Source organism: Catenulispora sp. EB89 (assembly GCF_041261445.1).
Lineage (GTDB): Bacteria > Actinomycetota > Actinomycetes > Streptomycetales > Catenulisporaceae > Catenulispora.
Genome location: NZ_JBGCCU010000019.1, coordinates 21,144 through 45,031 on the forward strand (window position 1 = coordinate 21,144; position 23,888 = coordinate 45,031).

General features: G+C 70.6%; 14 protein-coding genes. All 14 read right to left on the bottom strand.

What is annotated here, in order from left to right; all coding sequences use genetic code 11:
* Nucleotides 1-17: 17 nt before the first annotated feature.
* Nucleotides 18-1,517, bottom strand: a complete 1,500-nt coding sequence (locus tag ABH920_RS32800; RefSeq protein WP_370353107.1) for a DUF6519 domain-containing protein — start codon at nucleotides 1,515-1,517, stop codon at nucleotides 18-20.
* 19 nt (nucleotides 1,518-1,536) lie between these two features.
* The gene (locus tag ABH920_RS32805; RefSeq protein ID WP_370353108.1) at nucleotides 1,537-3,813 is read right to left on the bottom strand and encodes a hypothetical protein; all 2,277 of its coding nucleotides are present in this window, start codon (nucleotides 3,811-3,813) and stop codon (nucleotides 1,537-1,539) included.
* Complete coding sequence (locus ABH920_RS32810; protein ID WP_370353109.1) at nucleotides 3,810-8,000, bottom strand: putative baseplate assembly protein; 4,191 nt, start codon at nucleotides 7,998-8,000, stop codon at nucleotides 3,810-3,812. The genes ABH920_RS32805 and ABH920_RS32810 overlap by 4 nt, the downstream gene beginning before the upstream one ends.
* A 14-nt stretch (nucleotides 8,001-8,014) precedes the next feature.
* Nucleotides 8,015-11,272: a putative baseplate assembly protein gene (locus ABH920_RS32815; RefSeq protein ID WP_370353110.1), complete on the bottom strand. Its 3,258-nt coding sequence runs from the start codon at nucleotides 11,270-11,272 to the stop codon at nucleotides 8,015-8,017.
* Nucleotides 11,269-11,691 (bottom strand): GPW/gp25 family protein, encoded by a 423-nt coding sequence (locus ABH920_RS32820; RefSeq protein WP_370353277.1) that lies wholly within the window; start codon nucleotides 11,689-11,691, stop codon nucleotides 11,269-11,271. The genes ABH920_RS32815 and ABH920_RS32820 overlap by 4 nt, the downstream gene beginning before the upstream one ends.
* Before the next feature lie 83 nt (nucleotides 11,692-11,774).
* Complete coding sequence (locus tag ABH920_RS32825) at nucleotides 11,775-12,110, bottom strand: hypothetical protein (protein ID WP_370353111.1); 336 nt, start codon at nucleotides 12,108-12,110, stop codon at nucleotides 11,775-11,777.
* Between the two features lie 46 nt (nucleotides 12,111-12,156).
* The gene (locus tag ABH920_RS32830) at nucleotides 12,157-12,669 is read right to left on the bottom strand and encodes a phage baseplate assembly protein V (protein ID WP_370353112.1); all 513 of its coding nucleotides are present in this window, start codon (nucleotides 12,667-12,669) and stop codon (nucleotides 12,157-12,159) included.
* 12 nt (nucleotides 12,670-12,681) lie between these two features.
* Nucleotides 12,682-13,812 carry a hypothetical protein gene (locus ABH920_RS32835; protein ID WP_370353113.1) on the bottom strand — a complete coding sequence of 377 codons (1,131 nt, stop codon included), beginning with the start codon at nucleotides 13,810-13,812 and terminating at the stop codon, nucleotides 12,682-12,684.
* Nucleotides 13,805-14,188, bottom strand: a complete 384-nt coding sequence (locus tag ABH920_RS32840; protein ID WP_370353114.1) for a LysM peptidoglycan-binding domain-containing protein — start codon at nucleotides 14,186-14,188, stop codon at nucleotides 13,805-13,807. The genes ABH920_RS32835 and ABH920_RS32840 overlap by 8 nt, the downstream gene beginning before the upstream one ends.
* Nucleotides 14,185-14,835 carry a hypothetical protein gene (locus ABH920_RS32845; protein ID WP_370353115.1) on the bottom strand — a complete coding sequence of 217 codons (651 nt, stop codon included), beginning with the start codon at nucleotides 14,833-14,835 and terminating at the stop codon, nucleotides 14,185-14,187. Before ABH920_RS32845 ends, ABH920_RS32840 begins: the two co-directional genes overlap by 4 nt.
* Nucleotides 14,832-15,431, bottom strand: a complete 600-nt coding sequence (locus ABH920_RS32850) for a hypothetical protein (protein ID WP_370353116.1) — start codon at nucleotides 15,429-15,431, stop codon at nucleotides 14,832-14,834. Before ABH920_RS32850 ends, ABH920_RS32845 begins: the two co-directional genes overlap by 4 nt.
* 29 nt (nucleotides 15,432-15,460) lie before the next feature.
* Nucleotides 15,461-21,589 carry a DUF4157 domain-containing protein gene (locus ABH920_RS32855; protein WP_370353117.1) on the bottom strand — a complete coding sequence of 2,043 codons (6,129 nt, stop codon included), beginning with the start codon at nucleotides 21,587-21,589 and terminating at the stop codon, nucleotides 15,461-15,463.
* Nucleotides 21,586-21,939, bottom strand: a complete 354-nt coding sequence (locus ABH920_RS32860) for a hypothetical protein (protein WP_370353118.1) — start codon at nucleotides 21,937-21,939, stop codon at nucleotides 21,586-21,588. The genes ABH920_RS32855 and ABH920_RS32860 overlap by 4 nt, the downstream gene beginning before the upstream one ends.
* Complete coding sequence (locus tag ABH920_RS32865; protein ID WP_370353119.1) at nucleotides 21,930-23,888, bottom strand: ATP-binding protein; 1,959 nt, start codon at nucleotides 23,886-23,888, stop codon at nucleotides 21,930-21,932. The genes ABH920_RS32860 and ABH920_RS32865 overlap by 10 nt, the downstream gene beginning before the upstream one ends.

A 23,888-nucleotide genomic window follows, 5' to 3' on the forward strand; every position in this document is an offset into this window, starting at 1 on the left:
CCAATTGAACAGAAGTCCTAACTCTCAGCCTTTGACGGCTCCGCAGCCTTCGACGACTCCGAAGCCGCCAACGTCTCCGGCCCGACCGCCAACGGCCCGAACACCATCCGCAGATCAGTGTTCTGACCCTGCTCCCGACCGCTCAAATACGCCAGCGGCGCGTAGTGCCAAGCGGGCCCGTCCGGCGCCTCCAGCAACGGATTCCCCGTCGCGTCCGTCGGCCACAGCACGTCACCGGTCGCGATCCGCGCCGGCACCGTCCAGTAGTCCCCGGTCCGGTAGCTGCCGCCGGGCTGGAAGTACACCTGGACCCCGTTCTCCAGATCCAGCCACACCCCCTCCTTGATCTCGACCGCCCCGTGGACCAGCCGCGGCGCCCCGCGCCCGGCCGGCGCCGTCTGGTCCCAGCGCCGCAGGTACGGGTGCCGCGTCGGGTCGGAGCCGACGTTGTTCGCCGGCGCCCCCGACAGCAGCACCCGGCGCCCCGGGATGTCGATCTCGTCGACCTGCACCAACGGCAGCGGCTTGCCGTGCGCCAGGTAGGAGTCGTCGACGATCTCGACCCAGTCCCCGACGTCCAGCGCCAGCTTGTCGTCGCGCCCCAGCGAGTCCAGCGTCACCCACTGGTCGGCCAGCGCGGTGATGCCGAACACCACCGACCCGTTCTCCCGCGACCACACGAACGTCGGCGCCGACAACGCCGAGCGCATCGCCACGCTGCTGCCGGTGTTCGTCTCCGGCAGCTGCCCGCCGTCGTGGATCTCCACGCGGTACAGCTGGTTCTCCCGGCCCCGGTAGGCCGCGTCGGGGGAGGACAGGCACGGATCGTTCTCCACCCGCGCCGGCACCTTCGCCCGCGCCGCGAGCGCGTCCCCGGCAGTGGCCTGATTCTCCGCCCACGTGGTGAACGCCGCACGCACCGACTTCGCATCGGTCGCGTCCACGCCGACCTCCGCCGCCGAGGCCGCCAGCACCTGCCACGACACTTTCGCGCGCGCCGCGGTGTCCGGCATCGCGGCGCCCAGCGCGACCTCGCGCATCGACGGATCCTCCACCGCCGCGACCAGCCGCTCGTACATCTTCAGGTACACCACGAACGGGAAGTCCGGCAGCCGGTCGTCCGGGTTCTCCGGATCCCGGAAGGCATCCGGCTGGTCGTAGTAGCTCCACGTCGTAGGACCGCTGCCGGTCCGGACCGTGGTGTCGACCACGGCCGTGCCAGGGGCCGGCCGGTCCGCGTCGTTCCGGATCCCGTCGATGTAGTACTCCCCGGGCCCGATCGTCAGGTCCGGCAGGTGGTCGCTGTCGTCGATCTCGAACCCGATCTGGAACCCGAAGCGGTCCGTGGGTCCGCCGTTCTGGCCGATCAGCGCGGCGGCCAGCCGCCGCGCCGTGTCCAGGTCGATCTGCAGCTGCTCGTTGGCGTCCGAGTCCAGCTGGACCCGGCCCTGCTGGGCGTAGACCGCCGAGTAGTGCTTGTCCGCGTCGAACGTCAGACGCGAGAAATCTCCGTGCATGGTCACATCCCCCTGGAGGTCACGAAACGTAGATGATGCCGGCGTCGAAACCCGCCGGGGTCGACTCGGTGAGCCTCGCGGTCAGGTTGTCCTCGCGCTGGGGCTGGTAGAGGTCGTGGTACACGCCGAGCTCGGAGCCGTCCTCCGCGCCCCGGACGATCTCGCGCGCGCACCCGGACGACAGCTGCGCGTAGGCAGCCGTGCCATAACGCTGCGACGTGAACAGCGGACGCACCCGAAGCGGCTCGGTCCGCTGCAACCCCGCAGCCTGATCGGCGGTCAGCAGCCCGTCCGCCAACTGCTCGGCGACCGCCGCCAGCACCAGATCCGGCTGGCTGTCATAGCGGCGCGGCGTCCTCGAACCCGGAGGTGCGTAGCAGAACCGCACGCACCCCACGCCGCGCCGCGCGACGTTCACGTTCCCGCTCAGGATCGAGTTCTCAGCGATCTGAATCGCGTGCGTGTGCACCTCCCCGATCACCGTGGACCGGTACAGGTGCAGCTCCGCGAACGCGATACAGCAGTCCGGCCCGGACAGCGCCGGGAGGTCCCGCGCGGTCGCGTCGAGCACCGAGTCCGCGATGTGGATCGGCAGCGGATCGTGCCGGACCTCGTCGGTGATCACCAGGATCGAGCCGACGACGCTCTTGGAGATCTGCGTGCACGCCGACGTCGCCTCCAGCACCAGGCTCGGCTCCTCCGGGAACAGCGGCCCGCAGTGGTGCGCCAGCGTCCAGCCCGGGACCAGCGTGCTGTCGGTGATGGACAGCGTCCCGATGTCCCCGTTGACCTGCACGCCGCGTCCGGTGATCAGCAGCCCGTCCAGCACGACGTGCGGCGCGTCCGTGCCCCGGTTCGGGTCGGAGGCCTCCGGGGCGTCCAACCCCGGGCCCCGGATCACCAGCGCGTCGGGCCGGTTGCTGTACCAGTCCAGCAGCCGGATCACCGGCCGTGCGCCGTCGGCGGCCCGCAGGGTGAACCGCTCGCCGTATTCGAGCACGAACTCCAGCTGCTCCTGGAACGCGCTGCTCGCCGTCAGCTCGATGACGCCGTCCGATCCGGCGGTCCCGGCCGCCTGGTCGGCGCGCCACTGCTCGAAGGCGTCGGTGATGCGCTCGAAGCGCTCGCCGGGACCGACCCGGTACGGCGTCACGTCCTGCGGCGTCGTCACCTCCCGCGGATACTCCCCGCCGCCGAGCGCCTCGACGGCCGCGTAGTGGTACGTCACCCACACGCCCTGCCGCGGAGCGCTGCGCGCGTTGAACACCATGCGGCCGGTCTCCGGATCCACCACCACCTGCCCGCGCTTGGCCTTGTACGTCCACTGCGACAGGTCGGCGACCACGATGTTGGCCGGCGGGATCGGCTCGGTGTCGCCGTCGCGCCAGATGGCGAACGACTTGCCGGGCCCGTACAGGTCCGCCAGGCGCTCGGTGAGCAGCCGGCGGCTGATCCGGGTCGGTACGTTGTCGATCGCCGCGCTGTGCTCCGCCGACGGCTCGGCCACCGGGTTCACGACCAGCTGCGTGTCGTTGCCCAGGATCGAGAACGTGTACTCGTTGCGGGCCCGGTCGACGCAGTGCGCCGGGGCGTGCGTCAGGTGGAACGGCGCCAGGCGCCAGACGAACACACCGACCTCCGGCGGCGCGTACCGGCCCGCACCCGGCGCGCGCGAGGACGAATCCACGCGCCGCACCTCGCCCCGGTGCGCGATCGTGTCGAACGGCGAGTCCAGCAGATCCAGCGCCAAACCCTCGCGCAGGTCCACCAGCCGCCCCCGGCGTTCGCGCACCGCGACCGCCGACAACCCGCTCCCCGGCAACGCCGGCGCCGGTGTCGCAGGGTCCTCATACCAGCGGATCGGCGCCGTGGTCGCGGTGAGCCGTGCGAACTCCACGGCCTTGGCCGGCCAGTCCGCCACCGAGCCGGCCACCTCGGCCAGCAGCGCCAGCGTGCCCTTGCGCCGCCGGTCGTGCACGGTGTCGGCGACATCCCGGCGCGGCGCCAGCCGCCCGGCCAGCGCCTCGGCCACGCTCGCGCCGTCCCCGCCGGACAACGCCTCGGCGTACCCGGGCAGGATCTGGTAGCCGACCAGGTCGCCGAGGTACGGCACCACCCAGTCGTCGCAGGTCTCGATGAACCAGTTCGCGTACAGCTGCTCGATGTTCGTCCGGGTCAGGTCCACCTGCTCGGCGATCACCGCGAGCAGCGCCCGCAGCGGTTCGCCGACCTGCGCGTCGCGCAGCTTGTCCCAGCGCGGCAGCAGGTCGTACAGCTGGTCGGGGCTGCGGCTCATGACGTGATCTCCCTCAGGATCAGCGTGTCGGGCACGGAATCGGAGAGCACCACGAGCTGCGCCGGCCGGATGCCGCGGAACACCACGATCGAGTCGCCGACCGTGAGCACCACGTCGCGCAGGCCCGGGTTCAGCGCCAGCAGCGCGTCGACGGAGATCGCGTACGCGGCGGCGATCTGGCTCAGCGTCTCCACCACGCCGGTGTTCGGATCGGCGATCACCGTGTGCCGGGTCTCGTCGAAGGACGCCAGCGCCGAGGGCACCGACGTGGCCGGGTCGGCCAGGTTCGTGAACAGCGAGATCAGACCCAGCGGCGTCGTGCTGCCCGGAACCCCGGTGAACGCCTGCAGGTCCACGTAGTCCACGCCCGGCACCGCCTGCGCCGCCGCGATCACCTCCGAGGCGTACGCCGGCTGCCCCAGCTGCCGGTTCGACACCGACAACAGGTTCGTCAGGGTACTGCGCAACACCGGCTCGACCAGGTCCCACGCCGCGTCCGGGGTCAGCTTCACCGACAGCGCCACGATCAGCAGCACCAGCTCGCGCACCGCCACCTCCACCGGCAGCTGCGGGTCGCCGAACTCGCTCAGCGCCTCGTGCAGCGAGGCCAGCAGGCCGTTGTCCGGAAGCAGAGGACTGTCATCGACCCCTGCGACCGTCACGTGCACCACCTGCCGCGCTCCGTCCGACAGCCGCTGCGCGCTCGCCCGGCCGATGCCCGCGTAGGACCGCGCGAAGGCCTCGTAGTCCGGCACCGACACCAGCCGGTCCAACGCGGTCAGCGCCAACGGGATGTTGGACCGCGCCAGCTCCGGCGGATCCGGATCCGCGCCGCCGGTGCCGGCCACCGGGTTCGTCACCGCGCTGATCCCCAACGGCCGGGTCGTCAGCTGCGTCACCTGGCCGGCCGCCACATCGCCGGAACGGCCCAGGCCCACGCGATAGCGGGCCCTGACATTCTCGGTGCCGGTGGGCAGGCGCGCGCCGGTCACCCCGTCGCCGAAGGTCACGACCGTCTTGCCGTCACCGGCCGTGGAGGTGGTGTAGATCCGTTCGGCCGGGCCGTGTCCGGCGAAGCTGTCCACCTCCGTCCACAGCACCCCGTTCACCCGCACCTGGAGCGTGCTGGCCGCGCCGGAGGGCGTGGTGCCCGCCGGCAGCCAGGTCAGCGGCGCCTGCCAGAGCTTGAAGGTCTGGTTCGGGGTGCCGGCGTCGCCGCTGCCGATCGGGTCGTCGCGGCTGGCGCCCTGGGTCGCGGCGGCCACGTTGCCGTAGATCTGCACCGTGGCGCGCTTGTAGGTGAACGCCAGCGCGGAGGCCAGTGTCAGGGTCGTGCGAACGGTGTCGCCGGGCAGGCTCGGATCGACGGTCTGGTCGACGCCGGCCACCATGGCCAGCTCCGAGCCGGTGACGCCGGGGGTGTTGGGGATGTCGGTGCGCTCCCCGGAGACCGCGATCAGCCGGCCCGGCGTGATGCCGGTGTAGAGCTGCGCGAGCTCGATCTTGCCGCCCTGGACGTCGTCCGGCACCGGCTGGGTGGCCAGCGCCAGTGTCTCGCCCCGGGCGTAGATGGTGGTGTCACGGATCTGGGCCAGGCTGACGTCGGTGTCGTCCAGCCAGTCGTCGTCCAGGTCCAGTTGTGTCACCTTGCCGGCGATCCCGAAGTCGGCGCGGGCCTGCACCTGGACCGCCGTCACCCGGGTGATCACCCGGGCCAGCGAGGCGCCGGCCGGGTCCGGCCGCATCGCCGCCGCCGACAGCGCGGCCATCGCGCGGGACACCTGCCCGGTCGGGCCGGCCGCGCTCACCCGGCCGGCGGCCAGTGCCGCCGCGGTCTGCTTGCTCGGCCGGTCGATCACCACCCAGCTGCCGACCGCGATGCCGTCGTAGGTCGAGTCCAGCCAGATCCGGTTCTTCGACGGCGTCGAGGACGGCGTGGTCAGGGCGACGCTGACGGTCGGCGTGCTGGAACCGCTCGCGGCGCGCGAGACCGCGACCGAGATGCCGTCGAGCAGCGACGTGGCCGGCTTGTCGCCCTGCGCGAGCTGGAACTCCTTGGTGCCGCTGCTCTGGCCGCTGGAGACGAGGACGTGCACCTTGCCGTCGGCGGCCACGGTCGTGCCGTCGTCCTCGAGCGGCAGGCCGATGAACACCGTCCAGCCGTCGAACTGGTCCTGGTACGCGACCAGCAGGCCCGGCTCGTGCGCCGGCGCCGGCGCCGGGGCGGCGTCCGGGGTCTGGGCCGGGCCCTGGCCGGACGTCTGCGCGGCTGTGGTTTGCACGGTGGTCTGTGCGGGTGTGGGTGCCGGTGTGGGTGCTGGGGTCTGCGCCGGTGTCTGCTCCGCGGCAGCCTCGTGGTGTCCGGGCAGGTGCAAATGCCAGGCCCCTGATGGGTGCGCGGCCGCCGGTGTCGCGGGTGCTGCGGTTGCAGCCGGGGTCGCCGGGGTCGCCGGGGTCGGAATCGGTGTGGTTGGTGCGCTCGGTGCGCTTGGTGCGCTCGGCGTGTGCGGCGCCTGCGGCGGCGTCTGTCCCGGCGTCGGATAGCTGGTCACCGTGATCGACACCGGCCCCACCTGCCGGGTGGTGGTGGCGGTCGGCAGGTCGAGGGTGCCGGTGTTGGGCCCACCCTCCAGGTAGGTGAAGTCAGCCTGCTTCTGGACCGTGCCGGTGGCGGCGTCGTAGCTCAGCAGGAGACTGATCTCCTTGGTCCCGGCCAGCGGCCAGTCCGTGTAGCCGTTGACCTGCCCGGAGTGCGGGTCGATGTTCGCGACCAGCGGCGCGGTCGCCCCGAAGGGCGTCGCCACCACCCGCATCGCCTGCACCTGCTGCAACGCCGACGGCGCGCTCACCGACGTGTGCTGCCAGGCTTGGTAGAGCCCTGAGCTCACCTGCGGGTCCAGCGCGGCCAGCAGCTGCGGGCCGAGGTCGGAGCCGATCGCGTACAGCGACTTCGGGTCCAGCGGCAGGTCGCGGGCCGCTGGCGGCGGCGGGTTCGGCGTGGTGTGCAGCGCCGCGAAGATGTCGGCCAGACCCGCCAGCGCCGGGTCGCTGGAACCCGGCCCCGGAGTGCTGCTCGCGGGCTGCGGCGGCTCCAGCGCCAGACCCCGGTCGCGCAGACTGGCGAGTTCGTCGATCCATTTGCCGAGCCAGTCCGCGACCGTCTGGTACTGCTGGGCCAGGACCAGCGTCTCCACCGCACGCTGCCGGGCCTGCTCGCAGGCCGCCGCCAGCGCCGACGGCGAGGTGAAGCCGGCGGCCGGGTTCAACGTCGCCTGCAACACCTCGGTGTCGAAGCGGGCCGCCAGCGCGCTGTACTGCGGGACCGCCGGGACCGGAGCCTGACTCGTCGGGTCGCTCACCAACCCCAGGCAGTTCTGCAGCTCGTTTGTCAGATCATTGAGATTCGGCTGCGCCGGGCCGGGCAGCCCGACCACCGTGATCGCGTTCGCCTGGTCGATCGTGACGCCGGGTACCTGCAGCAGGATCCGTTGGTCCTGTGCGGCCTTGTCGGAGCTGAAGACGAACAGCAACTGGTCGCCGGCCTTGACGTTGTTGGCGGTGCCGGCCAGGTAGATCTGCGCGCGTGCCTTCGCCTCGGCGGCCGTGAGCTGGTACGGCAACCGGGTCAGGACGCTGAGTTGGTTCAGCGAGGACCGGGCCGTCAGATCGTCGCCGATCTCGAAGTACTGCGAGTCGTTCCCCGGGGTCGGCACGCTCTGCGCGCGCGTGCCGGACGGCAGCAAGGCAACCGTGTCGCCGCCCGGGGTCTGCGGCGGGTCGATGGTGAACGCCAGTGCCGTCCCGCCGGCCACCCCCGGCCGCGGCCGGTAGCCGACCAGCCCGCCGAGCATCTGGATCGAGGCGTCCTGTGTCGCGGTACGCAGATATCCCTCGTCCGCGATCCGCTCGGAGTAGAAGCTGAGCAGGTCCCCGAGCACGGCCCAGGAATCGAGCAGGGCGATGGCCGGGTCGTCGGTACTGCGGACGGTCAGCTTGGACAGCGCCGGATAAGCCGGACTGGACAGCCGGGCCCGCAGCGAGGACAGGAACTGCCCGTGCGTGCCGACCCGGTAGGTCAGCGCGCTCTGCCCCGGCGGGTTGAAGACCGCGGCCGGGGTTTCCAGTGCGGTTCCGGTGCGGCAGCCGGCGCAGCCGCAGTTCGTCGGACAACCGGACGACGACGTCATGGTGTCCCCCTCCTTCACTTTCCGCCGGTGAGCGTCAGCCGCAGCCGGCCGTTCTCGGGCCGGTCGGCGTCGTTGTCGCACTGCGCGATCTCCAGCGGCCCCATCGGCAGCACCCCCGTCGCCAGCGCGCCCTGATCGGGCTCGAACATCCGCTTGAGCAGCGTCACCTGCGCGCTGACCACTCCCGGCAGCCCGGCGACGACCGCCGTCAGACTGCTGACCCGCACCGGGTCGCCGAAGGCCAGCGCGGCGGAGCTGAAGAACGCCGGCGAGCCGTCGGGACGCGTGCCGGTGCCCAGTACCCGCCGGATCAGCGCCAGCAGGTGGCCCTTCTGGTAGCCCGTGGCCACGCAGACCGAGATCGCGAGGTCCAGCGGGACCAGGTCGGCGCCGCCGACGCTCAGGTCGTGGCCGATCCTGCGGTAGTCCCGCAACGTGCGCTCCACGGTGGCCAGCAGCCGCTGCGACGGCGTCTCGCCGACCGCCGGCTCGATCGCGACGTGCGCCTCCTGACCGGATCCGGTCCAGCGGATCTCGGCGGCGGCGCGCTCCACCCCCGGCACCGCGGCGGCCAGCTCGGCGTAGTCCGCGGCGGTGACCGCACGCAGGCGGACGTCGCGCGGGGCCAGCGGTGCCTGCTGGCGGACTTGGTCCAGCGGCTCGGGATCGGTGCCGCCGACCGCCGGCAGCGGGTTGCGCACCCCGAGCACGGCCGCCGGGTCCGGCTGGTTGCGCTTCGAGCGCGCCGAGCCGGTCTTGGCTGAATCAGGAGCCTGAGGCGGGCAGACGATCAGATGGTTGATCGCCTCGGCACCGACGTTGCCCTCGCGGCCGTTGCCCACGCGGTACGCGACGAGCAGCGTGTCTCCGGCCGGGGGCGGCGCGCCGTGCACACCGTCGCCGAAGCGCAGCGTGAGGCGTCCGTCGTCGCCGGTCTCGCCGACGTAGTCGCGGTCGGTGGGACCGGAGGAGAGCAGGTCCCGCTTGGGCAGCCACGGGGTGTCGCCGGCGGTCGCGGCGGTCGCCGAGGCCTCGGGGAGCGCGGCGCGCGGGTCCTGGACCGTGGCGGTCGAGGCCGGGCCGAACAGCCGCGGGTCGTGGACGTCGAGCCCTTCGGCGTAGACGCCGCCCCAGCTGTGGGTGATCTCGTATTCGACGTCCGGGCCCAGGACGGTTCCGCCGTCGGCGCGGTGCGTCAGGATCTCCAGGCGGCAGATCTTGTCGGCCAGCAGGTGCCGGCTGCGTGCGAGCAGTTCCTGCAGAGCCCGCGCGGGGTTGTGCTGGATGTGCAGCTTCTCGATCACCTCGGCGCCGAAGAGCACAATCAGCTCATTGATCTGGTCGCGGGTCGGGCCGTCTCCGGCGCGGGCGTTGAGCCACAGCTGCTGGATGGAGTCCTGGACCCGGCCCGGCAGCGCGGCCAGCAGCGCCGCCTGATTCTCGGCGATCGTGTCAGGGGTCGGATAGGCGACCGCTTGGGTCACCGGCGCGTACCGCAGCGTCGGGGTGAACTTCACCGCTATCGCCGGGTAGGTGACCTGCGCCAGCAGCGTCTCCAGTACGGCGGCCTGCGACGCCGCGTCCGGCGGCTCGACCTGCTCGGTCTTCAGGTCGGGAGCCAGGATGATGGTCAGCCCGGCGCGCAGGACCTCGTCCGGCCCGACCGCCACGCGCAGGTCGCGGACCTGGTCGGGGGAGAGCTGGACGCCCTTGCGCGCGGCGTCCAGCAGGTCGTGGATCGCCAGCACCGGCGCGTTGCCACCGCCTTCACAATCAACACAGCCCGGGTCCGCGCAGCCGAACGCAGGAGGCTGACATCCGGAGGCGACCGCCTGGTCCGGCGGGATCGCGAACTGCTCGGGGCCGCCGCCGCAGAACGTGATCGAGCGGCCGTGGTCGACCAGCATGACGTTGCCGCGCGCGACGCTGACGTCGGTCAGCAGCGCGCAGTCCGGGCCGCCGATCGCGGACAGGCACAGCGGGAAGGCCAGGGCGTCCTGGTCGTCCCAGGTCACTTCGACGACAGGCTGCTGATACAGCGGGTCGATCCCGGGCGTCACCGAGGTCAGCCGGACGGCCTGGCGGTGCGTCGGGTCGGCGTCGGCCGGGGACCCGGTCTGCGGGCCCAGCACCTCCTCCAGCAGCAGGATGTGGCCCGGCGTGAGGTTCAGCTCTCGCGGCCGGTTCTCCTCGCCGTCCTTGCCGCCGGCCCAGGTGTCGACCAGGGTCGCCGAGGTCGTACCGGTCGGCAGCGAGCACTGCTCCTCGCCCCAGGTCCAGAACGAGATGGTGTTGCGCGCCGGGTGCAGCGTCAAGTGGTGCGGCGCCAGCGGCTCGAAGACCTCGATGCCGACGTTCGGCGGCAGGGTATTGAGTTGGTCGTCGTCGAGCACCACCGGCAGATCGGGCCGGTCCTGGACCTGCAGGCGGCTGGTGTCGATCGCGGCGAAGCGGAACGTGCCCGGCGGCAGCTCGGTCGCGGCGGCGGCCTCGACCACGACGAAGGTGCGGGAGTTGCAGCCGTCGTGCATCGCGTAGTCGATGAGCCGGACGTGGCGCCGCACCGAGGTGCGCAGCCGGGCGGTGGCCAGGTAGGCCTCGGTGGCCACCGCGTCCTGCTCGTAGCTGAGCTGGTCGCCGACGTAGGCCAGCACCTCGACCAGGGTGACGCCGAGGTCCGGGGCGTGCCGCTCGATCCAGTCCGGGACGGTCAGCGACATCCGGTCCAGCAGCTGCTGCCGGATCGAGTTGTAGTCGCGGGTGGTGTAGTCGATGGCCGGCTGCGGGTGCACCGGCGGCGGGCAGGCGTCGGTCGCGGCGCAGTCGAAGTCGGTCGGGCAGGACTGCTGGAAGCTGAAGTCCGCGGAGTTGTAGCGCGGGTCGAAGCCCGGGTAGGGCGCGGTTCCGGGGTGGCCGTAGGGGTCGGGTTGGACGATCGACAGGGTGTAGGTCGAGCCGTCGCCGGGGCGGTCCACCTCGACCACGATCTCGTCGTCCACCTCCGGGTCGTCGGCGCGCTCGATCTGCACGTCCAGCACCCGGATGCCGGTGACGCGGCGGCCGCCGTCGATGCGGACGTTGGTCGCGTCCAGGTCGGCCGGCGCCTTGCCGAGCATCAGGACGCTGAGGACGCGGCCGGTATCGTCGACCTCGACCCCGTCCAGGCCCATCCGACGCTCCTGGCGGACCTTGGCCCGGCGGGTGTCGGTCAGGCACTGTTGGTCTGGCGCCCCGGCTCCGGTGCCGGTGCCGGTGCCGTTCATGACGGTCATGGCGTGCTCCCCGTGCTGCTGCCGGTCGGGCTGGCGACGAACACCTCCGTGGCCACCGTGCCGGTCGGGCGGATCAGATAGCTGAGATCGACCTGCACCGTGCTGTCGGAGCTGGTCACGGTCAGGGCGAAGATCTCGATGACGTCGCCGAGCCAGCGCTGGAGCGCGGCCTGGACCGACAGCGTCAGGGCCGAGGCCAGCTCCGGGCTGTTCGGCGAGAAGACCAGGTCCAGCAGGCCGCAGCCGTAGTCCGGGCGCATGACGCGCTCGCCGGGGGAGGTGAACAGCAGCTGCTCGATCATCTCCCGGACGTGGTCGTCGTAGCCGGACTCGGCGGTGCGGCCGCGGCGGTCCACCTGGAAGGGGAAGGCGATGTCCAGGCGGGGCGCGGTGGTCGGCGGCGAGGGCAGCGAGATCATCGGCGGGAGTGGCTGCGGCGGCGGCGGGGTCGCGGGCGTCGTCGGCGTCGCAGGCGTCCTCGGGGTCGCGGGCGTCGTGGCCATCACAGACCCCTCACTCGCTGCTGCACCGTGGAGACCAGCGGCGAGCCCTGTGGGATCTGCTCGACGCTCTGGCAGATGCCGACAGAGCCCTGATCCAGGGTCTGCGCGCCGCCGACCGCGACCCGGGACGACGGCGTGACCCAGCGGATCGTCACGCAGGGCTGCGGCTTGCCGTTGGGCAGCGTGAACGGGCAGCCGGTCACGGTGTAGACGTCTGAGAACCCGTCGAGCGGATCGCCGCCGAGCAGGACCCGGGACTGGGCCGGGACCGGGTTCGCGCGGCCGCCGTGCGGGCAGGTGATGGTCGCCTGGGTGTGGAGCAGATTTCCGGACACAAGCTGTTCCCCTCCGTGTTTCCTGCTGGTGGTTCCTGGCGTGAGGTCAGGTGACCTTGAACGCCTCCCCGTTGATCGTCACGCTGGGTCCGACCAGGTCGATGCTCGCGCCCTGGCCGTTGCTGATGTGGATGCCGGTGTCGTCGATGACGATCGAGGCGCCCGAGGGGGACTTCAGCGTGATGCCGGGCCCGCCGGGGGTGTCGGACATGACGAGCGTGTTCTTGCCCTGCGTCTGCAGCACCATCGGCGCCTGTCCGGGCACGGCGGCCTGCGCGTCGGCGGGCAGCTCGGTGGCGCCGCCGTACCAGCAGCCGGTCCACATCGGGTAGCTCGGGTCGCCCTGCTCGAACTCGACCCACACGCCGGCCCCGACCGGCGGGATGACGTGCATGCCCATGCCGTTGCCGGCCACCGGGAAGGACGGCAGGGCCCAGGAGGACATCTCGGCGCCCAGCACGTCCGGCACCTGCACCTGCAGGCGTGCCATGCTCATCGGGTCGATGTTGTTCACGACGCTGCCCCGGTATTTGCCGATGTACTTGGTCGGCTCGGTCACGGCTTTGGCTCCTTACGGCACGACGACCGGTGTCAGGGATATGAGTCCCTCGCGGACGAGGGTGAAGTTCTGCGTGTACTCGCCGGGCTTGAGGTTGTGGGTGACGCTTTTGACGTAGTAGAGGCCGTCGTAGGTGATGCCGGCGCCCCGGACGCCGACCAGCTCGCGGGGCCGCAGGACGTAGCCGTAGCGGGTGACGTCGAGCTGGCCGGAGCCGCTGACGGCGTCGGCGGACTGCGCGGCGGCGGCCAGCGTCTCGGCCAGGGTCTGGCTGGCGTCCTTCTTGGCGGTGTCGTCGATGACGGTCTTCTTCAGCGCCGGGGCGGGCCGCAGCGCCAGCGGCGGTCGCAGGATGCTGACCTCGGGCACCGGCAGCACCGTGGAGGTGCGGGTGAACGGGATCTGGATGCGGGCCTGCGGCTGCTCGCGGGCCGTGCCGTCGAAGGCGAAGGTGAGGGAGTCGACGTTGGACAGGTCGTCCATGTTGACGCTGATGGCGTGCTGCGGGACGCCCAGGCGCACCTCCGGGCCCCAGTACGCCTTGCTCTGGTTGGGGATCGGGCCCGGGTCGAGGTAGAAGACGAAGCCGTTGGCCTGCGCGAGCTGGTTGAGGTAGGCCAGGTCGGTGCCCTTCTGGAAGTCGATCCGCTGCGTCGGCGACGGCGTCTGCGGGAAGATCTCCGGGATGACCAGCGGGATGATGCCGTACTGCGCGTAGTTGCCGATGATCTCGGCACAGCGCGCGAAATGCGGCATGGCGGCGAAGGCGGTCGCGGGCTTCTCCTCCAGGTCCATCAGGACCGTGAGATCCTCCCCGGTGACGGTGAGCGTCGAGGCCCCGGCCTTGCCGCTGATGCCGACCTCCTGCCGGATGATGACGCCGTCCATGAGCACCGACATGGTGCCGTTGACCGTGACCGCGATGACCACCCGCGTCTTGGGATCGAAGAAGCCGGCCGGCAGCAGCACCTGGTTCAACGGCGAGTTCTTGGTCAGGTCGAAGGCCAGCTGGAACCCGCTGCGCTGGCCGGCGGTGACCGTCACCTGCGCGGTGAGCAGCGCGTCGGTCACCGGCTGCGGAACCGGCACCGCGATCTGCGGACCCATCAGCAGGTGCAGCCGGATCAGCGAGACTTCAGCCACTGACGAAACCCCCGGTCCCCGGCGTCGCACTGGGCATCCCGCCGGGCAGCGTGATCTCCAGCGTGGCCCCAGGCGTCGCGGTGAGCTCCTGCGGATCCAGCTCCGGATTGGCATCAGCGAGCTGCCACCACTGCGTCGGATCCCCGAGGTAGCGATACGCGATCTGATCGACCCGATCCCCGGCCTTGACCTGGTAGGAGTCCACCGCGGTGAGCGTCCCCGGATCCGGCAGAAACCGCCGGGTGAGGTAGGGAATCTGAGTCCCGTCCGCAGTCGTGTAGACAGCAGTCGGCACAGCGTAGTAGCGACTGGTCCGCGGATACGACGAAGGCGTCGCCGCCGCGGCCAAAGCCGCCTGAGTGTTGTCGATGGTCATCCGATCCCTCCGATCCCGAGCACCCCGAGCTGCACCCCCTGCGGCACCTTCCGCGCCAAAGCCTCCTTCTGCGCCAGATGCGCCAGATAGAGCTCCGAACCACGGTGATGCGTCGGCAGATCGCTGGTGGTGAGGATGTGCAACGTCAGGTTGAGCGTGGCCCGCACCGGATTGAGATCAACGTCGAACAACTGCTCGGTCACCGAGAACTCGGTGATCCGCACCGGCATGACCCGACTGGCACCCCAGGTGAAGAGGGTCAAAGGCGTCTCCACCGGCGTGATCTCAATGGTCCCGACATCAGCAAGAGCCTGATTCAACCGAATGGTGGCCGAGCTCGGCTGCACGAGCGTCTCCAGCAGCGCGAGCTGCGGCATGATGCCATCGGGCGCATCGATCTGAGGCTGATCGGTGGCATCGATCTCCACCTCGATCTTCCAGTCCTCCTTCGCCGGCCCCACCAACCGCAAAGCCTCCAGCCGATCGCCCTGCTGCCCATCGGTGGCGGCCTGCGGCATCAGCGTGCGCTGGAGGCTGTCGGGGTTGAACTGCATGACGATGGCCACGGTGGGCGTGCCGGTGACGGGGTTGACGACGACTATGCCGGAGCGGATGGGTTTGGGGAGGTCGGCGTAGGTGATGGTCATGGTTTCGCTTCCTCGGAGGGTTCGATCTGGTCCAAGACGCTGGCGGCATTGGCTCGGACGCCCTCGTCGGGATCGTCTTCCGCGATCGCCTGCACATGGGATCGGAGTTCGTGATAGCCCGCGTACAAGGCCGCGGACACACCGACTCCGCGAATAGCGGCATCGGGGTTCTCGAGCAGGGCCACGACCCGAGTGAAGATCTGCTCGTCGAACCCGTACCCCGCGGACAAGGCGAGGAGCACCGCGCTGGTCGTTCGTCTTTTGCTGTTCTCGGCTTCGTCGAAGGCTTCCACCAATTCACCGATGTCCCAGGGCTCAAGCGCTTCTTGTGCCCGATCGGCCAAGGCATCGACGATCCGAGGCTCCTGTCCCGTGAGGACGTAATACGCGGTATCGAAAATGACTTCTTCCATGTAGTGCAACTCGGCGATGTCGAGTGCTCGCCAGATCACCCAGCGACCGGTTCCCTTCTCCGGATCGGCGGGCCCTTCAGCCGTCTTCTCCCAGCCGAGCGATGTCGCAAAAGCCGAGACTTCGTCCAGCCCGGTGGGAGCACACAGGACGAACCTCCTGGTCCGATACCAATCGGCCTTCATCTCAAACCTCCTCAAAGCGTCGCATGATGCTACGCCTTTCCCTGGGCGTGGAGGTACAGCTCGCGAACCACCTGCTTGATTTCCTCGAACAGCTTCTGTTTGACCGCCTCGATCCTGGCGTCATCGCTGACCAGGTCCATCTTTCCGACGATTCCATTGACGCGGTCTTCTACGTTGTTCTCCTTGATCCAGGCCTCGACGGTGTCGACGTGGCGGTCACCCAAGGTCTCGGCATTGTCGAGGACCCGCTTCTCGGAGGCATACGCGGAATCGGATTTACTTCGCAGATCGTCCGCTGCTATGAGGTTTCCTTCGGTTCTGAGTCTCTTCTCGTCCACCAGGGCTTTGTCCCGGTCGTCCTGTCGGGTCTGCCAGCGCGACTCCAGTGAACGACCGGCTTCCGCCTCCTCGTTCAGCGCGCGGCCTCCGCCTTCTGATCCACTGAAGAAGGCGGGCATCGAATTCAGAATCGCCTTCGGATCGGCGCCGGGGTGTTTGGCGGCTTCCAGACGCAGGATGGTGAGTGCGTTCGTCGCCGCCGCCATGGGATTCCTGGTCGTCTCCTCGCGACTGACCAGCCAGCCGAGCAGCAGCAAGTTCGACTTCTCCGTGGCGGACATCCCCGTGAGATCCTGCTTCTTGCCGCCGAGGAGGCTCTTCATCGAACTCGCGTAGGTCGACCACAATCCGTTCCGGTCGATGAAGTCGCCGATCGTGTCCTCGCCCGGCGCCTTCGCCACGTACGATCCCGGCAGGCTGGACTTCGGAACAGTGGAGACGAACACCGAACCGCGTCCGGTCTTCCTGCGCTTGATGGTCCCCATGTCTCCGATGTCGAACTGCTCTTGCTGATTCCTCGTCATTTTGTTGGGATCTGTGGTGGGGATGGCAAGGAGCGGCGTGTCCCCGGTGACCTCGGCGTGCGCCGCGCGCTTCTTCGTCTTGGGTACCGCGGTCACGCCTTGCTGAGTCTTCCTGATCATTTCGGGGTCGCCGGCCAGATCGGTGGCGATCTTGTGCAGTGCCGCGAGCAACTCGGCTTGCGGTATCACCACCTTCAGGGCCTTGAGATCCAGGTCCTTGCGCGGGTTGATGGTCGCGGAGATCGTCCCGTCCGACCCGAGCTCAAGGCTCGAAAGGCGGTACCAGATCCGCATGCCGCGAAGCGCGGTGGTGAGCGCGCCGCGCGGGACGCCCCTGTCGAGCATCCACGTGACCTTCGGCTGGATCCGAGCGACCGCCGCGTCCAACCGCTCCTCAGGACTCTTCGGCGGATGCTTCTTCTTCAGCCAGTCCGAAGCCTTCTGCTTCCACGTGTGGTACGTCTGCTTGACCTTCTTCGCCCCGTTGAGCAGCGCCTTCCCCAGCTTTGTGTGCGCCAGGCGGTGGCCGAGGGCCTTGGTGCCGCGCTTGAAGGCGTTCCAGCTGCGTTTGGCGAGGGCGCCGACGCGCTTGAGGCCGTTTTTGGTGAGGGTGCCGAGTTTTGTGGCGCCGTGCTTCAGGGCTGCCATGGCTTTGCTGGCGCCCTTTTTGGCGGCGGTGAAGGCTTTGCCGGCTGCTTTGCGGAGGGTTTTTGCGCCGCGGCTGAGGGCGGCCATGATCTTTTGGGCGATGCCCTTGAGTTTGCTTGTGATGCCGCTGGCTGCGCCTTTCAGCTTGGACAGGAGCCAGTTGGCGATGAAGTCGATGAGGGCTACCGCGCCGGAGGCCACTGTCTGGGCGAAGAGGCAGGCTGCTTGGCCGTACTTCACTGCCTTCAGGAATTTGATGAAGGTGCTGATGGCGGCGATGATGCGGCTGATGGTGTTGTAGGCGGCGACCAGGCCTTGGATGATTTTGAGGACGGCGCCTGCGGCGGGGATCAGGGCTGCTATGACGTTCTCGATGACCAGTTGGATGATCATCTGGGGGAGGGCGGCTATCAGGGCCTTCCAGGCCATCTTGACGATCTGGCCGATGCTGATGCAGCCCTTGACCAGGATGTCGAAGATGGCCTTGCCGAGGCCGATGATGCTTTCGATCTTCTGCGTGAACCAGTTCTTGACGGCGCTGACGATTGCGCCGAACAGGTACAGGCGTACGCCGTCCTTCACGGCGGTGGCCAGGTTGCTGATCCAGCGGCCGGGGTTCTGGGCGATGTCGACGATGATGGAGGCGAACTCGCCGAAGATGGCCAGGGCCTGCTGGGCCCAGGTGATCAGGTTGTTGATCTGGGTGCGGACGTAGTTCACCGCCGCGATCAGACCGGCCTGCAGGACGTCCAGGATGCTCGACAGGATGCTGCCCAGGGCCGACAGCAGCTTGGTGACGGCGGCCTTCAGGCCGTCGGCGATCGAGTTGACCTTGGCGATCGCCTTGTCGCGCCAGCCCTCGATCAGCTTGCGGAACTTGTCGCGGATGCCGGGGAAGGCCGCCAGCAGCACGTCGCCGAGGGCGATCAGGCCGGCGGCGAAGGCCTTGATGAAGCCGACGATGGCCTTGGCCGCGAGGTCGATCAGGCCGGTCACGAACTTCGTGAAGGTGCTGATGATGCCCTGCACCAGCTTGCGGGCCGCGTCGAAGATGTCGTTGATGGCGCTGCAGATGGCGTTGAACGCGGCGCTGATCTTCGACTTCACCCAGCCGAAGAAGCCGCCTCCGCCGCTGCGCTTCTTGGCCTTCTCCTTGCGGGCGTTGTCCTCGGCCTTGGCGCGCTGGTCGTCGATGTTCTTGTTGTCGGAATCCTGACGTTCGGTGATCTGCTTGTCGGTGCTCTTCGCCTTGGTGTCGATGTCCGAGCGGGCCTTGCCGTGGCGCGTGTCAGCGTCCTTGTTCGCGTCCGCGATCTTCTGGTCCTGCTCGGCCCGCCACTGCTGGCGCCCCTGGTCCGCCTGCTGCTTGACGCTCCCGCGCTCGTCGGCCTGCTGGCTGCCGGCCTCCTTGACGGCGGCGTCGATCTGCTGCTGGTTCTGCTCGTGCGCCTGGCTGGTGTCGGTGTCCTTCTTCTGCTGCTGCGTGCCCATCTGCGTCGAGCCCTGCTCGAACGCTGCCGTGAACTGCGGCCCGCGCTCCTGCTGCGCGACGACTGACGTGGCCTGCGCCATGCTGTTCGCGGCGCCCGCAGCCGCGCCGCCGGCCCCGGCACCCGCGGCCGCGGCAGGCCCGCCCTGCGCCCCGGCCGGACCCGGCACCGCACCCTTGAGTGTCTCAGGACGCACATTCGGGTAGATCTGCGTCTCGCCCAAGGGCAACGCAGCATCCTGATTCCCGACGGCCGCGACCTGCCCCGACCGGTCGTGCAGCGTGTCCATCTGCTGGTCGGTCTGCGCCGGGTCCTTGTCCCCGGTCAGCTGGACCGCCGGTGCCGGGCCGACCGTGGTGTGCAGCGAGGGGTCGGTGGTCGGGATGTTGTTGATCGACCCCTGGACGCGGTCCGCCTCCTCCTGCGTGACCTTGCCCTCGGTGTCGCCGGCGACGCTCGGCGGCTGCACGTTCGCCGCCGGCGCCGGGCCCTTGGCGACCTGCTTCTCCTGCGGCTTCTGCTCCGGCCCCTTCTGCTGGGGCGGCGGCGCCTCCATCTTCGGGACCTGAGTCGCCACCGGCGGCGCGGACGTCGGCGGCCCGTTGAGCACCTGAGGCGCCCCGGACGGCCGCTGGGCCGACGGCGGCGCGGCCGCCAGCGCAGTCCGGTCCTTGCCCACGGAAGTCTGCACGGACTGGTCGACGCCGCCGATCGTGGCCTGCATCTGGTCCGGTGCCAGGGTGCTGACGGTCGCCAGCGCGGCCTGCGGCTCCTGCGTCGCGACCTGCGGCGGCGCCGGAGCCGGCGGAGCCGCGTCGGCACCCCCGCCGCCACCTCCGCCACCGCAGGCCTTGGCCGCGTCGTCGGTGTCCGGCGCCGTGGTCGCCGCGCCGCCGCAGCTGCCGCCGCCGGCCTCCAGCGAACCGTCGGCCGGGGGAGCGCCGTCGGCCTGCTGGTCCGGTTGCTGTGCGGAATCAGGGCTCGAAGCATCAGACTGCTGATCCGGCTCGGCCGCGCCCGACGCGCCGTTCTCCGGAACCCCGGACGCCTCGTCGACCTGCGGCCCGCCTTCGGGCTGGCCGTGCTCGGCGGCTTGCGAGAGCTCTCCGCCGTCGGGACCGGCGTGGGCTTCCGGACCGGACGGTGCGGACTGGTCGTCCAGTCCCGGCTCCTGCGGTCCGGCCTGCGCCGGCGTCGCGCTCTCGGCCGCGGGCACGGTCTCCGGCTCGGTCTCGATCGCGTCCGGGCCGACCTGCCCGGGATCGGTCTGCGCCTGCGTCCCCTCGTGCTGCTCCTGCGCCTGCTCCGCACGGTAGTCGGCGGTCCGCTCCCGAGCCTCCTGCTCCGGCGGCACGTCCGGGTTGACGGCGTCGTCCTTCGGCGGCGCCGGGAAGCTCGGCACGGCCGGTTCGACCACCGAACCGTCGGACGACAGCGTGATCTGGTCCGCCGTCGGGACCGCACTGACATCGAGGTCTGATGTGGGCAGGCCGTCGGACACCGGCCCGGCGACACCGGCCGCACCCGCAGCGCCAGTAGCCGTACCGCCACCAGCCTCGCCACCAGCCGCGCCGCCTCCGGCACCCGCCCCGCCGGCACCCCGGCCCCGGGCGCCGGACGAGGCCGCAGTTCCTGCGGCCGGCTCAGCCTCCGGCGTGACCTCAGGCGGCGCCGCCACCTCGGCGGTGGCGTCGGCGGGCAGCCCGATCGGCTCCTCGCCCTGCGGCACGGTCTCGTGCCTCTGCTGGCCCTTGCGCCGCAGCAACCCGTGGTGAAGCAGAGGGCTGTCAAGCGCGAACGCGGCGTCGTCGACGGCTCCGGCCGCGACGTTCCCGAACCCGCCGTCGCCGGCGGAACCGCTCACCACGGCACCGGCCCCGGCCGCGCCGATCGCCCCGGCAGCGGGCTCGGCTCCCGCCGCACCCGGTGCCTTCTTCTCGCCCGCTGCGGCCTTTTGGGCGTTCTCGGCGTTGTCCTTGCTCTGTTCAGCGTCCTTTGCAGCCTCGGCCTTGCTCTTGCCCTTGGCGTGCTGGTTCTTCTTGGTGTCCTTCTCGTGCGGTTCCTTGTCCTGCTTTTCGCCGTCCTTGTGGTTCTCGTCGTGATCGGCCTTTTCGCTGTCGGCCTTCTTCTCAGCCTTCGAATCCTTGGCCTCGTGCTTGGCCCGGTCCTTCTCAGCCTTCTCAGCCTTCTTATCCCGGCTCTCGACCTCGGCGACCTCGCCGTGCGACTGCTGCTCTGTCTCCCGGTCGTCCTGCTCGCCCTCCGGATCGGGCTCCGACACCGGCTCCGGCGTCTCGTGCGAGTCGATCGGCGGGTCGCTGGCCTGGTCGTCGAGCGTGCCGACCAGCGCCATGACCTTGGTGAAGTCCGAGGACGGGATGCGCTGCCGCAACGTGTCGAGCACGTTCTCGCGCAGTTCGGGCGCGAGCTTGGCCAGCTGCAACTGGACGCGTCCCGACCGGTCGTCCGGGTCGCCGCGCAGCGAGCGCAGCAGCCCGGCGACGAGCCGGTCCACGACGGTCGCCGGGTCGAGTTGCTCAGTACGCTGATTGTCGGCGCTGACCGTGGCGTAGCGGAGCAGCCCTGCCGCCGGCTCCAGGTGCTCGCGCACCTGCCGCGCCTGGTTCGTGGCCCGGCCGGCGGCCAGCCCGCGCGCCACGCGCTCGGCCTCCTGCTCGATCGGCTCGGAGGCGACGCTGACCCGGCCGAGCCCGCCGTCGCCGTCGCGCCGGCCGCCGTGCGATCCGCGCGGTTGCGGGCTCTGGACGGTGTGCAGGATCTCGTGAGCCAGAAGCCTGCGACCCTCTGCGGTCTCCGGCCGGTAGGCGCCGGCCGCGAAGAAGATCTCCGGTCCGACGGTGACGGCGTCGGCGCCGATCAGCTCGGCCAGCCCGGCGGCGTCGCGGTCGGTGTGCACGCGGACCCGCGACAGGTCGTGGCCGAGCTGAACCTCGAAGTCCCGGCGCAGGCCCCAGTCCAGCGGACGGCCCGCCGAGGCGAGGATCTTGCCCGGCTCGACCGGACGCGGCGCCGGCGGACGCGGCCGGGTCAGCGGCTGGCGCTGCTTGGGCTGACGCTCGCGATGCTTGGCGCCCTTGCTGCTGTCCTTGTTCGAGTTCTGCTTCGCCTGCGGCGCCATCGCCGCCGGGGCGCTCATGCCGCGCTCCTGGCCGGCTCGGGACCCGATGTCGCAGGGCGCTGTGGAGACGGCGCAATGGATATAGGAGAAGTCTGCGTCGCCGCGCCACCGGACAGCCCGGCGAACAGCGCGTTCGCCAACGCCAGCCCGAATCGCCGCGCCGAACCGGTCGCCGGCACCGGTGCCAGTGCCGCGACGGCCTCGGCCACACGCTCGGGCCGCAGCGCCTCCACCGGCAGCCCCTTCGCGCGCACCAACCGACCGAGTTCGTGTTCGAACACACTCGCCACGCCCGCGGCGTCCAGCGCCCCGAGCCCGGTGAACACCAGCTCGTCGATCTCCAGGTGCACCTCGCGGATCAGATCCATCCGGCCACCTCGCCCGGCGGCAGGGAGCGCTCCTGCTTCAGGTACTCCGTCCTGGCCGCGGCCAGCATGTGCCGCATCTGCAGCTCCTCGCCCTCGTCGGCGGCGAGGAACGCGGCGGCCAGCGCGATGTTGCGGATCGAGCCGCCGGCCACGGTCAGCCGGGCCAGCAGCGCCGGGTCCAGGCCGCGCGCGGGGGTCTGCTCCGGGATGACGCGGCGCCAGATCTCGGCGCGCTCCGGGATGTCCGGGAACGGGAAGTCGACGACGAACCGGATCCGCCGCATGAACGCGCTGTCGAGCGCCTTCTTCATGTTGGTGGTGAGGATCGCCAGCCCGCGGTACTCCTCCATGCGCATCAGCAGATAGCTGACTTCCAGGTTGGCGTAGCGGTCGTGGCTGTCCTTGACCTCACTGCGCTTGCCGAACAGCGCGTCGGCCTCGTCGAACAGCAGCAGCGCGCCGCCGCGCTCGGCGCCGTCGAAGACCTTGCGCAGGTTCTTCTCGGTCTCGCCGATGAACTTGCTGACCACCTGCGACAGGTCGATGACGAACAGGTCCAGGCCGAGCTCGCGGGCCACGACCTCGGCCGCGAGGGTCTTGCCGGTGCCCGAGCCGCCGGCGAACAGGGCGGTGACGCCCAGCCCGCGGCGCAGCACGGCGTCGAAGCCCCAGTCGCGGTAGACGGTCGCGCGCTGCCTGACGTGCGCGACGATCTCGCGCAGGATCGTGCGCTGGGCGGTCGGCAGGACCAGGTCGTCCCAGGACGCGCGCGGCTCGACCCGGCGGCCGAGGTCGGCCAGGCCCATGCGGGCCTCGGCGAGTCCGGCGCGCCACAGCAGTTCGCCAGGGTCCTGATCCGCAGCCGCGTCCTGGCCTTCGGCGGCGTGCCGGACGGCGACGCCGGCGGCGCGGATCACGTGCGCGGGCAACGAGAACTGCGAGACGAGCTCACGGAGCTTCGGCTCGGCGAGCGCCGCGGTGCCGTTGAGTGTGGACGCCCACAGCAGGTGCTGCTCTTCGGTCGTCGGCATGGACGCGCCGACGCGCTCGCGGTGGACACGCAGCGTCGGCAGCGGATCAGGGCTCGACAACGCAAAGGGCGTCGTGCCGGCGGCGAGCACGGCTTCGGCACGGGCCGAGTCCTCGGCGCCGTCGACGTCGACCAGCAGTGCGGCGGGAAGGAGGACGGCTTCGCGCTCCCACAAACGCGCCAGGGCGTCGCGGTCGGTCGGGTCGGCGGGGAGCTCGCCGGCGCGGACGGCGTACAGCCGCAGGCCGCAGCTCGCGGCGGCGTGGGCGGCGATCTCGATCCGGGTCTGCCGGTCGGCGCCGACGATCTCGACCCGCGGCTCGGTGTCAGGACGCTGCCAGACGGCCGCGATCCGCTGCGCCGCGACGTGCTGTGAGGTCGGAAGTGCGTCAGGGCGCGGCGTGGCCTCGATGAGGCCGTGCAGCCGCGGGTCGAGGTAGGGCGCACCGAGCAGGAAGTGCAGGACGCGCTCGTCGATGCGGATGCGCGCGCTGGTCAGCGCGTTGGACTCGTCGACGGACAGCAGCATCCAGCGGCGCAGGGGAGCGACCGGTGTCAGGGCACTCCAATGCGGGTCCCTCAGCGCGGCCAGGCCGAGCCCGAACGTGGGATAGGCGAGCTCCGGTCCCGAGGCGGCGGCGCACGCGGCCGGCGTGCGCGGGTCGATCTCGGCGGCCGCGGCCAGGACGAGCAGGTCGCGCTCGAAGGGGGTGAGGCCGAAGCAGGCGGTGACGGTGTCCAGGGCGCTGGTGCCGTCGGAGCTGACCGTCTCAGCGGAGGCGCGGTCGGCCTCAGTCTTCTTCTCAGGATCCTGAGCGCTCCCCGCATGCGCCTCCAGCCGCCCGAGCACGTCCGAGATCGCGGCGGCGAGCGCCTGCAGGTGCTCCTCACCCCGGCCGTCCGGGCGCGCCCCGCTCAT